Source organism: Shewanella sp. Scap07, assembly GCF_013394145.1.
GTDB classification, from domain to species: domain Bacteria; phylum Pseudomonadota; class Gammaproteobacteria; order Enterobacterales; family Shewanellaceae; genus Shewanella; species Shewanella waksmanii.
The window spans coordinates 4,639,212-4,652,556 of the sequence record NZ_CP041329.1; the positions used below are offsets into that span (position 1 = coordinate 4,639,212).

Here is a 13,345-nt window from a genome sequence, read left to right on the forward strand (position 1 = left end):
CTTGAATAATTTCACAAGGGAACAACCATTGTTTCAATACTTACTTTGAATTAGTTTGCCTAAAGCGCGCTGAGTAGATCAAATTCTTATACTGATTGGTATTATGCATTTTTATTAAAAAAAGCAAAAAAAAAGCCCCTAATCGAAATTAGAGGCTTTTTAGAAAGTTAATATCAAGGATTACTTGATTTTAGCTTCCTTGTACATAACGTGCTGACGAATAACAGGATCAAATTTCTTGATCTCCATTTTTTCAGGCATGTTACGCTTGTTTTTTTCAGTCGTGTAGAAATGACCAGTTTTAGCGCTAGAAACTAGCTTGATCTTCTCACGGTTACCTTTAGCTTTAGCCATGGTTTATTACACCTTCTCGCCGCGGGCACGAAGTTCTGCAATAACAACTTCGATACCTTTCTTATCGATAATACGCATACCTTTAGTAGATACACGTAATTGTACGAAACGCTTTTCGTCTTCTAACCAGAAACGGTGGTTCTGTAGGTTAGGTAAAAAACGACGACGAGTCGCGTTTTTCGCGTGCGAACGGTTGTTACCAACCATTGGTCGCTTGCCAGTTACTTGGCATACTCTTGACATGTCAATCTTCTCCAAAAACAATTTAACGCTCGAGCATTAATGTACCTCGAATATGGCCGTCGCCCGAGGCACACAAAGAGGGCGCATTTTATACAGGATCTAAAATCAAAGATCAAGGGATAGTTGAATCTATCCATCCCCTCTCTGCAAACGAAACTATGTCGCGATCGCCTACAACCATATGGTCTAGCAAGGAAACATCTATCGTTGCTAGTGCTTGTTTCAATCGCTCAGTAATTCGCCGATCAGCATGACTTGGCTCAGCCACCCCGGAAGGATGGTTGTGGCAAACAATCACTGCTGCGGCTTTTTCTTCGAGTACCAACTTAACCACTTCACGCGGATAAACAGATGCTGAATCTATGGTGCCGCGAAACAATTCAACGAATTGAATCACCCGATGCTGGCTATCTAGTAATAAAATACCAAACACCTCATAGGCACGATCCGCTAATTGTCTCATTAAATAGTCCCGAGTTAAATCAGGATCTGTTAAAAATTTGCCTCTTTGCAGCTTTTCTTCAAAAATTCTGCGGCTTATTTCTTGTGCAGCCTGTAATTGTGCGTATTTTACTGGCCCAATTCCGGCAATTTGGCACACTTGCTGTTTCGAAGCGCTAAATAATGCCCGCAAACCACCAAAGTGACTAATCAACTCTCGTGCTAATGCCACCGCACTTTGACCATGCAGGCCATTACGCAGCAAAACTGCCAATAATTCCGCTTCTGACAACTGCTGCGGTCCAAACTTTAACAATTTATCTCGTGGTCCCTCACCCTCGGGCCAATGTTTAATGGCCATAGCAACCTCCTTGTTGCATTTAAAACGCTTCTGGTTATCTGCCGCTTACTGGCTGCGATAAAACAGCAGCAATAATTCAACAGGCGCTAACAAGTATGGCTGATTTTTTTCAATCTGTGTCATCAACTTGGATTGGTTTATGCTATCGTTAGCCCCACGCCAATATGGCAAGCTTGTAGAGAAAAGAGAAGATAATGGCTTTAACTGGTAAAAAAATCTTATTAGGCATTGGTGGTGGGATTGCCGCCTATAAATCTGCTGATTTAGTGCGCCGTTTAAAAGAGCGCGGTGCCGATGTCCGAGTGGTAATGAGTCAAAGCGCAACCACCTTTATCACCCCGTTAACTTTGCAAGCGTTGAGCGGCCATCCGGTAGCCTTAGATCTGCTCGACCCAGCCGCCGAAGCTGCAATGGGACACATTGAACTCGCCCGCTGGGCTGATTTAATGATTGTCGCCCCTGCAACGGCTAATTTGATTGCCAGAATTAACGCCGGCATGGCTGATGAACTCATTACCACCACCTGTTTAGCCACAGAAGCGCCAATTGCTATCTGTCCGGCCATGAACCAACAGATGTATGCCAATCCAGCAACACAAGCCAATATTAACGCCGTTGGCCAACGGGGCATCCATATTTGGGGCCCTGCCAGTGGCGAGCAAGCCTGTGGCGAAGTGGGCATGGGGCGCATGGAAGAACCGCTGGCAATTGTTGATCGCGCCGTTAAGTTTTTTGGCCCAAAGCCATTAGCAGGTAAACACTTGCTGTTAACCGCAGGCCCGACTCGCGAAGCTATCGATCCTGTGCGCTACATCTCTAACCAGAGCTCTGGCAAAATGGGCTTTGCAATCGCCGCTGCGGCCACGCAAATGGGCGCTAAGGTCACCTTAGTGACCGGGCCTGTTAGCTTAGCGACACCAACAGGTGTAACGCGCATTGATGTGCAATCAACAGAACAAATGCTCGCTGCAGTATTAAACCATGTTGAGGCTGCCGATATCTTTATTGGTTGTGCCGCAGTATGCGACTACCGCGTGGATAACATCGCCAACGAAAAAATTAAAAAGTCTGCCGAGCAAATGCAACTTGCACTGGTACGCAATCCTGATATCTTGGCGACGGTTGCCGCGCATCAGTCGCGCCCATTTACGGTTGGCTTTGCCGCCGAAACCCAAGATGTGGCCCACTATGCCAAAGACAAACTGCAGCGTAAAAAGCTTGATATGATTGCCGCTAACGATGTGTCTAATCCGGCGCAAGGCTTTAATAGTGACGACAACGCTCTCACGGTATTTTGGCCACAAGGCGAACAAGCACTCGATGTGACCGACAAATACACGTTAGCCACCCAACTCCTTTCACTTATTGCAGAGCAAATGACAAACCCATGAAGACGCCAATTGAACTTAAAATCCTCGACTCGCGTATAGGCTCTGAATTCCCGACTCCGGCCTACGCCACTAGCGGCAGTGCTGGTATGGATTTACGCGCCATGATTGACACAACCATGGTGATTAAACCAGGCGAAACCGTATTGATCCCAACCGGAATAGCTGTACACGTGGCAGACCCCAGTTTAGCGGCTGTCATTTTGCCGCGCTCAGGCCTTGGCCACAAACACGGTATTGTATTGGGCAACTTAGTGGGATTAATCGACTCTGACTACCAAGGACCGTTAATGGTCTCTTGCTGGAATCGCAGTCAGCAGCCTTTTACGTTAGAAATTGGTGACCGGCTGGCTCAGTTGGTATTTGTGCCTGTGGTGCAAGCAGAGTTTAAGCTAGTGGATGAGTTTGATAGCTCTGATAGAGGCCAAGGTGGCTTTGGCCATTCTGGCACTAAATAGCTTACTGCTTGGCAAAACAATAGATAAACGCGTGTTAAAACGCACATAATAAGAGAGCATATAAGGCCGATTAGTCGCCTTAGGCTCCAGTGGTATTTAAAGGAAACATCATGGCCGCGAGCCCGAAAAAAAATCGTCGTGAACATATTCTGCAATGCTTAGCTACTATGCTAGAAACCAGCCCCGGCCAACGTATCACTACCGCAAAACTCGCGGCAGAGGTCGGCGTTTCAGAAGCAGCGCTATATCGTCACTTCCCAAGTAAAGCACGGATGTTTGAGGGCTTAATCGACTTTATTGAAGAGTCGTTACTAACACGCATCAATCTCATCATGGATGAAGAGAAAGACACCATGAGACGTTGCCAACTATTACTACAGCTTTTATTGATATTTGCTGAACGTAACCCGGGCATCTCACGGGTACTTAATGGTGATGCACTGCTGGGTGAGAACGAGCGACTACGTAATCGCACCGGGCAAATCTTTGCCAAAGTCGAAACCCACCTTAAACAAATCCTGCGCGAAAAAACCTTACGTGAAGGCAAAGGTTTTTCAATCGATGAAGGTATTTTGGCCAACTTACTGCTTGCCGTAGCCGAAGGCCGCATTGCCCAGTTTGTCCGCAGCGACTTTAAGCAAAAACCCACCAGCCACTTCCAAGAGCAATGGGGCTTTATTCAGCAGCAACTGCTACAAAGTTAAACAATTTAGTGCCACATTAGGCATAAATGCTATCAAGATAGTGCAGCCAAGATTCTGAGTGATTAAGCTGCACCGCCTTGATAATTTGTATAACAATTATTCACTTGTCCACGCAATACTTTTGTATTACTCTTGCCAAAATAACGCTTAATTATAAACAACATATACACATAACAAGGACGTGTTTATGAAACTAATCATGTGGTTTAGTTTTGTTATTTGGTGCTTTTTTAGCACAAACAGTAACGCCTCTGAGACTGAGCTGGTTGAGCAATTCAGCCGTGCATCTGAATTCAGTCAAATCAAGATATCGCCAACAGGTAAATACCTCAGCGCTATTGTGCCTAAAGATGGCAAAGACGCACTATTAATTCTCGACGCAAAAACAAAGAAGCCAACCAATGTAGTCCACTTTGAATCGAACGCTCAAGTCGGAACATATGAATGGGTTAACGAAGAACGCGTAGTACTAGCAAAGACCTATTTAAAAGGCTGGAGCGATCACCCTTTATACTACGGTGAGCTAATGGCAGTAAATGCTGATGGCAGCCGTCAAGCCTATTTATTTGGTTATAAGGGTGGCCAGCAAGTCGGATCACGTATTAAGCGAAATACAGCAATCAGCGCCACAGCCTACATTTTCGATCCACTTCCTGAAAACGATAAATACATGCTAGTCAAAGCATTGCCATGGGGAAATGGCAGTAGCAATACATCGGAAAACAAGCAACAAATCTATCGAGTTGATGTATACAAAGGCACCCGCAAGAAAATAGCCACTGCCCCAATCCCTTATGCTCAATTTCTTACTGACCATGACGGCAAAGTTCGCTTTGTAAGTGGCACAAATGATTACGTGAACTCACAACTATTCTATCGAAAGGATGGCAAATGGGTTGATACTAAAAACCTCAATTTAGATCTAAAAGAGATACGTCCACTTGCTTTCAACAGCGACAACACTGGTGTGTATATCCTTGGCTCAGAAGCAGGCAAAACCCAAGGTGTTTTCTTACTAGATATCAATACGGGGACTAAAAAACTAGTCAGCCGCGATGAAGTGGTTGATCCCAATAACATTTGGATTGATAGAATATCTAAGAATTTATACGCCATTGAGTACCAAAATGGCTATCCAACCTATGAATTTATTGATAAAAACGATGAACATTCTATTATTCTAAAACAATTACTTAAAGCCCTCCCCGGTCACCAAGTACACTTAGTTAGCCAGACTAATGATGCGAGTCAATTGGTGATTAAAGCCTTTAATGACCGCAACCCTGGCGACTATTATGTATTTCATAGCAAAAAAAAGCAGCTCGAATACCTAGTGTCAGCTAAAAAATGGCTCGACCCCGAGTTGATGGCTGAAATGAAGCCCATTAGCTTTACAGCCCGCGACGGCAAAACCATTCATGGTTACTTAACCCTGCCCCATGGTGTAGACCATAAAAACTTGCCTTTAGTAGTTAACCCCCACGGTGGCCCACACGGCCCGCGTGATTGGTGGGGCTTTGACTCACAAAACCAAATGATAGCCAGTAAAGGCGCGGCCGTGTTGCAGGTTAACTTTCGTGGCTCTGGCGGCTACGGATTAGATTTTGAACATGCCGGTCATCAAAAATGGGGCACCGATATTCAATATGACATTATTGATGCCACCCGCTATGTGATTGACCAAGGCTATGTAGACAAAGACCGTGTGTGTATAGTCGGCGGCAGTTTTGGTGGCTATTCGGCGCTACAAAGCCCAATCATTGAGCCTGACATGTTTAAGTGTGCAATTGGTTTTGCCGGCGTGTATGACCTTGAGCTGATGTTTAATAAGGGCGACATACCTGGACGCCGCGCGGGTAAGCGTTATCTCACCAAAGTGCTCGGTAAAGATGAAAAAGTCTTGCAGCAGATGTCACCTAGCCACAACACCGACAAGCTCAAAACCAACTTATTATTAGTGCATGGCGGTGAAGATGAACGGGCGCCAATTGAGCAACTTGAAGCCTTAGAAGCAGACCTTAAAAAGCACAACTATCCCTATAAAAAGTTAGTGATGGATGATGAAGGCCATGGCTTCTACAACGATGCCCATCGCGCTAAGTATTACCAGCAAATGCTAGGCTTCTTGCAAGAGAACCTTAGACTGTAATAGCCGCAGAAATTGGCCAGCAAACTGAAAAAACCTATCATCACGATAGGTTTTTTCAGTAATTCCTTACTTTTTACGGGTATAAATTGACGCCATTTCACGGTATCCTCCTTGCCCCGTTGTTGACTGTTTAACTCAAACAGAGCAACTATAATGACTATTAAACCCGCTAAAGCCCCAAGCAATTGCTCGCTTTAGCCACTGTAAGTTAACCACTGGCAGTATAGTGGAGGATCTCATGGCACTTAGTGAATCAGCACAGCTAGTACAACAAGCACTCTTAGATCGCGGTTTAGAAACCCCGATGCTACCTTGTGGACTTGATGCCGAGCAGCGCAAAGAAAAAATCGAACACCATATGCGTGAGATTTTAACCTTAATGTCATTAGATTTGCGTGACGACAGCTTAATTGAAACCCCTAAGCGTATTGCCAAAATGTATGTCGATGAGATTTTCTCGGGGCTCGATTACCAGAACTTCCCTAAAATCACCGTCATTGAAAACAAAATGGGCTTTGATGAAATGGTAAAGGTAAAGGATATCAGCCTAACCAGCACCTGCGAGCATCACTTAGTGACCATTGATGGCCTAGCAACAGTGGCCTACTTGCCGCGTAAGAACATTATCGGCCTGTCTAAAATTAACCGTATTGTGCGCTTTTTTGCCCAGCGCCCACAGGTACAAGAGCGCCTAACTCAACAGGTATTAGTGGCGTTGCAAACCCTGCTAGAAACCAAAGATGTCGCGGTAAAAATGGATGCGGTACATTACTGCGTAAAATCACGCGGCGTGATGGACTCAACCAGCTCAACCACTACCACGGCCCTTGGCGGAATTTTCAAGTCAAACCCGGCTACCCGCGCTGAGTTCCTCAGCCAATAGCCGCAAGTCATAAACAAAAACGCCACCGTTAAGGTGGCGTTTTGCTATTCAATTGGGCAATTAGATGCCGTATTGGTCACGATAAGCGCTTACCGCAGCAAGCTGTGCTTCCATGCCTGATTTTTCAGACAAGTAGCTAATCAAATCTTCTAACTTCACAATCGATACGATTTCACAGCCAAAGTCGCGCTCAACTTCTTGAATCGCTGACAGCTCGCCCTTGCCTTTCTCTTGGCGGTCAAGTGCAATCAATACACCGGCCAGCTTAGCTTGCGCCGCTTCAATAATCTCCATTGATTCACGGATAGCTGTGCCAGCGGTGATCACATCATCAACCAACATCACGCGGCCTTGAAGCTCGCTACCGACTAGGCTGCCACCTTCACCGTGCTGTTTCTTCTCTTTACGGTTAAAGCAGTAAGGCATATCAATATCGTGGTGCTCACACAATGCCACAGCTGTAGTCGTCGCAATTGGAATACCTTTGTAAGCAGGGCCAAATAGCAAGTCATGTTCAATGCCAGAATCAACCAACGCCGCCGCATAAAAACGACCCAGGCGGGCTAAATCACGGCCAGTATTAAACAAGCCAGCATTAAAGAAATAAGGGCTAGTGCGGCCCGACTTAAGCGTAAATTCGCCAAATCTTAATACTTGGCGCTCTAATGCAAACTCAATAAACTCACGCTGATAGGCTTTCACAACCACTCCTCACTTATCATTTTTTCTGGGTAAAAAGGTTTAAAAAAAGGACCCCGTAGGACCCTTAATTGTTTTTCTATTTTAGTTTAACGAGGCTTTTTGCACATCGACAATCTCGCGAATGCCGTGCTTAGCCAGCTCAAGCAGGCTCATTAGCTCTTCGTGGCTAAATGGCTCACCTTCTGCAGTGCCTTGAATTTCAATAATCTTGCCGGTTTCGGTCATCACTACATTCATGTCGGTTTCAGCGGCGCTGTCTTCAACATATTCTAAATCGCAAATCGGCTCGCCTTTATAAATGCCCACACTCACTGCAGCAATCAGGAACTTAAGCGGGTTGGTTTTCAAAATACCTTTACCGCGTGCCCAATTAAGCGCATCAACCAAGGCTACACACGCACCGGTAATCGCAGCTGTACGCGTACCGCCGTCTGCTTGAATTACATCACAGTCAATCACAATAGTGTTTTCGCCTAGCGCTTTCATGTCTACCGCTGCGCGCAGTGAACGACCAATAAGACGTTGAATTTCTTGCGTACGACCAGACTGCTTACCACGTGCCGCTTCGCGGTTCATGCGGCTGTGGGTAGAGCGTGGCAACATGCCGTATTCAGCTGTCACCCAACCTTGGCCTTGGCCCTTAAGGAAGCGTGGCACACCTTCTTCAAAGCTTGCAGTACACAACACCTTAGTGTCACCAAACTCAACTAAGACAGAGCCTTCGGCATGGGCCGTAAACTGGCGAGTAATTGTCACTGGACGAGATTGGGCGGGCGTTCTGTCACTTGGGCGCATAGAAGGTTCCTGTATTAAAAATAAACAAAGCGATTTTGGCTGCATATTATAGGGGCTAGCGCGCCTATATGCCATGACATTCAGCCAACAAGCTTAAACAGTGGCGTATGACTCACAATCAAACGCCAGCAAAGACCAGTCAATCAAGCTAACCTAACAGCATATCATCGCTTAAAATCACTGACTTAATACCCTAAGTTGCCACCCTATCCCTGATACTTCAGGCAATTACTTTGACCATTACTGCGATAGGTCTATAATCGGCATTCACTTTGACGAATAAATAACACCGGACCCACTTCATGATCCAAAGCATGACAGCCTACGCTCGTATAGAGCACAAAGCACAATGGGGTAATGCCTCATGGGAAATTCGCTCTGTTAACCAGCGCTATTTAGAAACCTATCTGCGTCTGCCTGAGCATTTTCGCAACCTAGAGCCCATGCTGCGAGACCGCCTGCGCAAGCGATTAAACCGCGGTAAAGTTGAAGTGAACCTGCGTTACGACATCAAAGACGATGACAACAACGAGCTACAACTCAACCAAGATTTGGCCAAGCAAGTGATTCAAGCGGCCAACTGGGTACGTGACCAAGCTAGCCAAGGCGAGCTAAACGTGGTTGACGTACTACGCTGGCCAGGTGTGATGTCAAGCTCTGAACAAGACATGGACGCCCTAGGTAAAGAGCTGCTTACCGCCTTTGACAGCGCCATCGACCAATTTATTGAAGCCCGTGGCCGCGAAGGCGAAGCCATTAAAACCATGCTAGACACCCGTCTTGATGCCATTGTTGAACAAGTCGCCGTAGTACGTGAGCACATGCCTGCCGTTATGCAGTGGCAACGTGAGAAGCTCACCAATCGTCTCGCGGAAATTAAAGAAGATTTAGACCCCGCACGTCTAGAACAAGAGATGGTGATTCTGGCACAAAAGATGGACGTTGCCGAAGAGATGGACCGCCTCGACGCCCACGTTGAAGAAACTCGCCGCATCCTAAAAAAAGGGGGCGCCCAAGGCCGCCGTTTAGACTTCATGATGCAAGAGTTCAACCGCGAATCTAACACTTTAGCCTCTAAATCTATCAGCGCTGAAGTCACTGCAGCAGCGGTCGAGCTTAAAGTACTGATTGAGCAAATGCGTGAGCAAATTCAGAATGTGGAATAAGCATTTTTCGGTTTAAACTGATTAGAAAAGATATGAAGCCCAGCAAATGCTGGGCTTTTTGTTAGATAAATAAGCGAGAGATGAGTTTTGGTAAAAACTAATATCTTAGACACTTATTTATTTAATCTCACTTATTATTTAGGTACTCACTTATTCTAGGTCTTAGCATCGATTTGAAATTGCAACAGATCATGAAGATTGAACCCTTGCCTTTTTTTTTCTCCACATTACGATACCATAACTACTTGTTTAACATATAAGGTAAGCGATCAATGTCAAAGACATATGGGCTAGGATTTATCACGGATGAGCAACTATTTGAACATGTGAAAGATACTGTTCAGAAGTACCGCTTCAAAATTAACCTTTCACAATTTAATAAGAACTTACTTGACCCGATCAAACTAACCTTTGACTCGAAAGTTTATGGCAAAACAATACCAGAAATTATTGAGTCAGAATCTATCCGGCAGATTGACAAGTCAAATACTAATCACATCGGCTATTTTCATCAAAACATATTCAAATTTATAGATGGTTGGGAAGTACCTGAGCAAGGCTTCGATACAATTAACTCAAAGCTTAATATCTATGCCGAATTAAAAAATAAGCACAATACAATGAATTCTGCTTCATCTCAAAAAACCTATATGAAGATGCAAAACAAAATCGTCCGTGATGATAAGGCTATATGCTATTTGGTAGAAGTCATTGCCAAGAACAGTCAGGATATACCTTGGGCTATTAGTTTAGATAGTGAAAAGATCAGTCACAAAAAGATACGAAGAATCTCAATGGATAAGTTCTATGAGATTGCTACGGGTGATTCTCTTTCTTTCAAAAAATTGTGCCAGGTACTTCCCAAAGTTATTGACGATGTTATCGCTGAAGCCAAACTTGGAAAGATAGAGAACACTGTCTTTATTGAGCTGGAAAAAATTTCAGACGATATACTCAAAAGTATCTACCTTCTCCCATTTCAACAATACGAAGGTTTTGAAGACCTTAATTTTTCTTAGTTGCACTAATTTAGACCTAGCTAACACTTCACTTAACAATATAAACGATTGAGCGTGAACTAGGTCTTTGTTCTAGCATTTGTGTAGAGACATTCAAATATAGGATTTCTTAAATCAAAAACATAACTGCCTGATGAATCTCCAGCAGTGTACATCTCACCATCAATTTGCTTTGTATATCCCTTAGAAGCAATGCTTTTTACTAAGTTTCCTTCAACTAACCGAGGCTCAAACTCAATTAAGGCTTGCGTCCACTCTTTGTGGTTGGGGTCACCCAAACTGTATTTTGGAGGCTGCCTAAAACTCTCTTTGTACCAGTGTATAGGGACACTACTTTCTAGCTCGAAACGTCTCAAGTCAGAAAATTTGACTTTCCATATGCCTGCCAGCTGTTTCACTTCATATGTTCTACTGGGGTAGTCCCTTGAACTTCCTTTTGAAAACGTACACATGGATTTTGCAGCCCATTTAACCCAAATAAATATCGTAACATCTATGCCTTTTTGTAAGTATTTTGAATAGTGAAATGAATCCTTAAGATCCATTGTCAAAGCGTACTGAGGATCTATCCCATAGGTTCCAGCCATAAAAAGCGGTGAGGCCTTTGCCTTAAGTTCTCCGACTAATGAACCATCAATAAGTAAATCAGGGTGATATGGGTTAGTTTCCTTCTCAGGGTGAACAGCAATTGAACTTTTATCCGAAATGTACCCACAACTTTGCATCCTAGCAAAAGCAGAAACAAACAACTCCTCTTGTGTTTCTCCATGAGCACACGCGAATGACTTCTCGTTCAGCTGATAGAACTCTACCGGTTGGCCATCAAAATCCCGCAATTCATATGCCATATTATTATACGCTCCAAACAAAGCCATTAATTACAATAAAACCCACCTTATCAATTATTTAGAAATGTTTGAACTTATTTATTAAAATAAGTCTGGACCAGAGGTGATTTCACCTGTATGATCTTGGGAATGCGATAACTAACTTGGAAGCGTCATAGTGTTTGATGTCCAAACTAAACAAAAAGATATTCATTTCACCATAGAAGTCCTGGCAGATATTCTTTCCCAATCAAAAGCAACAATGGGGGCAAGAATCAAACGAGGCGAGCTCACTCCGTGCCCAGATACTGGAATGATTCCTATTAAGCAAGTCAAGAGTCACCCTGAAATTCAAGAGATGCTGCAAGGCCTTTGGGATGAAGAGCACGCGGTCACACCGAAACGTACCTACAACTTAGTAGAGCTTTTCGCTGGCGGAGGCGGCCTAGCGATTGGTATGGAACAAGCTGGTCTTGATAGCATCTTGCTCAACGAAATGGATAAGCATGCCTGTAACACTTTGCGTCACAATCGCCCTGATTGGAACGTGATTGAAGGTGATATAACTAACATAGACTTTACAAAAATAGAAGATGAAGTAGATGTTCTAACTGGTGGCTTTCCGTGCCAATCTTTCTCGTATGCGGGTAAAAGCCTAGGTTTTGAAGACACTCGTGGTACATTATTTTTTGAGATGGCACGTGCTATCAAAGAAACAAACCCCAAAGTCTTCCTAGCCGAAAACGTTAAAGCATTATCTACCCATGATAATGGTAGAACGCTGGAAACCATAAAAGCTGTAATTGACGAGTTAGGCTATGAACTGGTAGAGCCACGCGTATTGAAAGCCATTTTCTACAAAGTGCCACAGAAGCGTGAACGCGTGATATTAATCGGTATCCGTAAAGATTTGGCGCAAAAAGTGAAGTTTCATTGGCCATCGCCATATAAGCGCATAATGACATTAAGAGACGCATTCTATGCAGGGGAACTGTATAACACAGATGTGCCTGAATCTGACGGACAGACATATCCACAGCGAAAGAAAGAGATAATGGACGAAGTACCGCAAGGTGGATACTGGCGTGACCTTTCAGATCAATTACAAAGGGAATACATGGGTGGCAGCTACTTCTTAGGAGGTGGAAAGACCGGAATGGCAAGACGTCTATCGCTAAATGAGCCAAGTCTGACGTTGACCACATCCCCAGCACAAAAACAAACCGAACGTTGTCACCCTCTGCAAACGCGTCCACTTCAAGTGCGAGAGTATGCTCGCATTCAGACTTTCCCTGACAATTGGGAGTTTCAAGGCTCAAAAAACGCAGCATACAAACAAATAGGTAATGCTGTACCTGTTAATATGGCAAGGGCACTGGGGCACTCTTTAGTTAAATTGTTAAATGATATTGAATCGCTAGAACCTGACGAATTATAGAACACTCCTAATTTGTACTAATGCAAAAACTAAACTACCTAAAGCCATACTGACAAGGAGCTTCTTATAGCTCCTTGTGTAGTAAATTGGCCACGGTTTTGTATTCAAACCAGAGCGTCGCTCTGACTCATTTGGTGTCAGTCCACCTTTATATTGATATGGCCTGACCGGCCTATAATATCCAATGATGTAGCTAGTAATAGATACTTTAGCCTCAGCAAAATTACGATACCCGCGCGATGGTACCCATTCTGTTTTTAAGCTTCTAAAAAATCACTCCATTGGCGCATTATCCCAGCAATTTCCTCGTCGACTCATGCTTTGTTTTATCTGGTAACGCCATAGCTGTTGCCTGAATTTACAACTGGTGTAATGGCTACCCTGATTTCTGTGAAACTGGTCTGGTCTAATTCCATC

The 13,345-nt window shown here is 44.2% G+C and carries 14 protein-coding genes and 1 pseudogene; 8 read left to right on the top strand and 7 right to left on the bottom strand.

The window, feature by feature from the left end; all coding sequences use genetic code 11:
- Positions 1-180: 180 nt before the first annotated feature.
- From rpmG to radC, 3 genes are all read right to left on the bottom strand, one after another.
- On the bottom strand, positions 181-354 hold the full coding sequence (gene rpmG, locus FLM48_RS20405; RefSeq protein WP_028773492.1) for a 50S ribosomal protein L33: 174 nt from the start codon (positions 352-354) through the stop codon (positions 181-183).
- A 6-nt stretch (positions 355-360) separates the two neighbouring features.
- Positions 361-597, bottom strand: a complete 237-nt coding sequence (rpmB, locus tag FLM48_RS20410) for a 50S ribosomal protein L28 (protein WP_028773491.1) — start codon at positions 595-597, stop codon at positions 361-363.
- A gap of 112 nt (positions 598-709) precedes the next feature.
- A complete protein-coding gene (gene radC, locus FLM48_RS20415; RefSeq protein WP_028773490.1) occupies positions 710-1,399 on the bottom strand; it encodes a DNA repair protein RadC in 690 nt (229 codons plus the stop codon).
- 194 nt (positions 1,400-1,593) lie between these two features.
- Here radC and coaBC point away from each other — a divergent pair, with 194 nt between their 5' ends.
- The 5 genes from coaBC (at position 1,594) to folE (ending at position 6,981) form a co-directional block, all read left to right on the top strand.
- Positions 1,594-2,790 (top strand): bifunctional phosphopantothenoylcysteine decarboxylase/phosphopantothenate--cysteine ligase CoaBC, encoded by a 1,197-nt coding sequence (gene coaBC, locus FLM48_RS20420; protein WP_179025939.1) that lies wholly within the window; start codon positions 1,594-1,596, stop codon positions 2,788-2,790.
- Entirely contained in the window at positions 2,787-3,245 is a 459-nt protein-coding gene (gene dut, locus FLM48_RS20425; RefSeq protein WP_028773488.1) for a dUTP diphosphatase, read from the top strand. Before coaBC ends, dut begins: the two co-directional genes overlap by 4 nt.
- 110 nt (positions 3,246-3,355) lie before the next feature.
- Complete coding sequence (slmA, locus tag FLM48_RS20430) at positions 3,356-3,949, top strand: nucleoid occlusion factor SlmA (RefSeq protein WP_028773487.1); 594 nt, start codon at positions 3,356-3,358, stop codon at positions 3,947-3,949.
- A 187-nt stretch (positions 3,950-4,136) separates the two neighbouring features.
- Entirely contained in the window at positions 4,137-6,098 is a 1,962-nt protein-coding gene (locus FLM48_RS20435) for a S9 family peptidase (RefSeq protein WP_179025940.1), read from the top strand.
- Positions 6,099-6,336: 238 nt separating this feature from the next.
- Positions 6,337-6,981: a GTP cyclohydrolase I FolE gene (gene folE, locus FLM48_RS20440; protein WP_028773485.1), complete on the top strand. Its 645-nt coding sequence runs from the start codon at positions 6,337-6,339 to the stop codon at positions 6,979-6,981.
- A 60-nt stretch (positions 6,982-7,041) separates the two neighbouring features.
- Here folE and pyrE read toward each other — a convergent pair whose 3' ends face one another.
- Both pyrE and rph read right to left on the bottom strand, forming a co-directional pair.
- A complete protein-coding gene (gene pyrE, locus FLM48_RS20445) occupies positions 7,042-7,683 on the bottom strand; it encodes an orotate phosphoribosyltransferase (RefSeq protein WP_179025941.1) in 642 nt (213 codons plus the stop codon).
- 81 nt (positions 7,684-7,764) lie between these two features.
- Positions 7,765-8,478 (bottom strand): ribonuclease PH, encoded by a 714-nt coding sequence (gene rph / locus FLM48_RS20450; RefSeq protein WP_028773483.1) that lies wholly within the window; start codon positions 8,476-8,478, stop codon positions 7,765-7,767.
- Between the two features lie 302 nt (positions 8,479-8,780).
- Between rph and FLM48_RS20455 the strand changes: the two genes are divergently transcribed.
- Positions 8,781-9,644: a YicC/YloC family endoribonuclease gene (locus FLM48_RS20455; protein ID WP_179025942.1), complete on the top strand. Its 864-nt coding sequence runs from the start codon at positions 8,781-8,783 to the stop codon at positions 9,642-9,644.
- A 272-nt stretch (positions 9,645-9,916) separates the two neighbouring features.
- A complete protein-coding gene (locus FLM48_RS20460) occupies positions 9,917-10,663 on the top strand; it encodes an Eco47II family restriction endonuclease (protein ID WP_179025943.1) in 747 nt (248 codons plus the stop codon).
- Between the two features lie 59 nt (positions 10,664-10,722).
- Here FLM48_RS20460 and FLM48_RS20465 read toward each other — a convergent pair whose 3' ends face one another.
- Positions 10,723-11,511, bottom strand: a complete 789-nt coding sequence (locus tag FLM48_RS20465) for a hypothetical protein (protein ID WP_179025944.1) — start codon at positions 11,509-11,511, stop codon at positions 10,723-10,725.
- A gap of 292 nt (positions 11,512-11,803) precedes the next feature.
- Here FLM48_RS20465 and FLM48_RS20470 point away from each other — a divergent pair, with 292 nt between their 5' ends.
- Entirely contained in the window at positions 11,804-12,928 is a 1,125-nt protein-coding gene (locus tag FLM48_RS20470) for a DNA cytosine methyltransferase (protein ID WP_218645313.1), read from the top strand.
- Positions 12,929-12,992: 64 nt separating this feature from the next.
- Here the strand turns inward: FLM48_RS20470 and FLM48_RS20475 are convergent.
- Positions 12,993-13,324 (bottom strand): annotated as a pseudogene (locus tag FLM48_RS20475) (integrase core domain-containing protein); the annotation flags it as partial.
- Positions 13,325-13,345: the final 21 nt, after the last annotated feature.

Coding starts and splice junctions, on each gene's coding strand:
- rpmG (WP_028773492.1), bottom strand. CDS start 354: ATGGCTAAAGCTAAAGGTAACCGTGAGAAGATCAAGCTAGTTTCTAGC.
- rpmB (WP_028773491.1), bottom strand. CDS start 597: ATGTCAAGAGTATGCCAAGTAACTGGCAAGCGACCAATGGTTGGTAAC.
- radC (WP_028773490.1), bottom strand. CDS start 1,399: ATGGCCATTAAACATTGGCCCGAGGGTGAGGGACCACGAGATAAATTG.
- coaBC (WP_179025939.1), top strand. CDS start 1,594: ATGGCTTTAACTGGTAAAAAAATCTTATTAGGCATTGGTGGTGGGATT.
- dut (WP_028773488.1), top strand. CDS start 2,787: ATGAAGACGCCAATTGAACTTAAAATCCTCGACTCGCGTATAGGCTCT.
- slmA (WP_028773487.1), top strand. CDS start 3,356: ATGGCCGCGAGCCCGAAAAAAAATCGTCGTGAACATATTCTGCAATGC.
- FLM48_RS20435 (WP_179025940.1), top strand. CDS start 4,137: ATGAAACTAATCATGTGGTTTAGTTTTGTTATTTGGTGCTTTTTTAGC.
- folE (WP_028773485.1), top strand. CDS start 6,337: ATGGCACTTAGTGAATCAGCACAGCTAGTACAACAAGCACTCTTAGAT.
- rph (WP_028773483.1), bottom strand. CDS start 8,478: ATGCGCCCAAGTGACAGAACGCCCGCCCAATCTCGTCCAGTGACAATT.
- FLM48_RS20455 (WP_179025942.1), top strand. CDS start 8,781: ATGATCCAAAGCATGACAGCCTACGCTCGTATAGAGCACAAAGCACAA.
- FLM48_RS20460 (WP_179025943.1), top strand. CDS start 9,917: ATGTCAAAGACATATGGGCTAGGATTTATCACGGATGAGCAACTATTT.
- FLM48_RS20465 (WP_179025944.1), bottom strand. CDS start 11,511: ATGGCATATGAATTGCGGGATTTTGATGGCCAACCGGTAGAGTTCTAT.
- FLM48_RS20470 (WP_218645313.1), top strand. CDS start 11,804: ATGATTCCTATTAAGCAAGTCAAGAGTCACCCTGAAATTCAAGAGATG.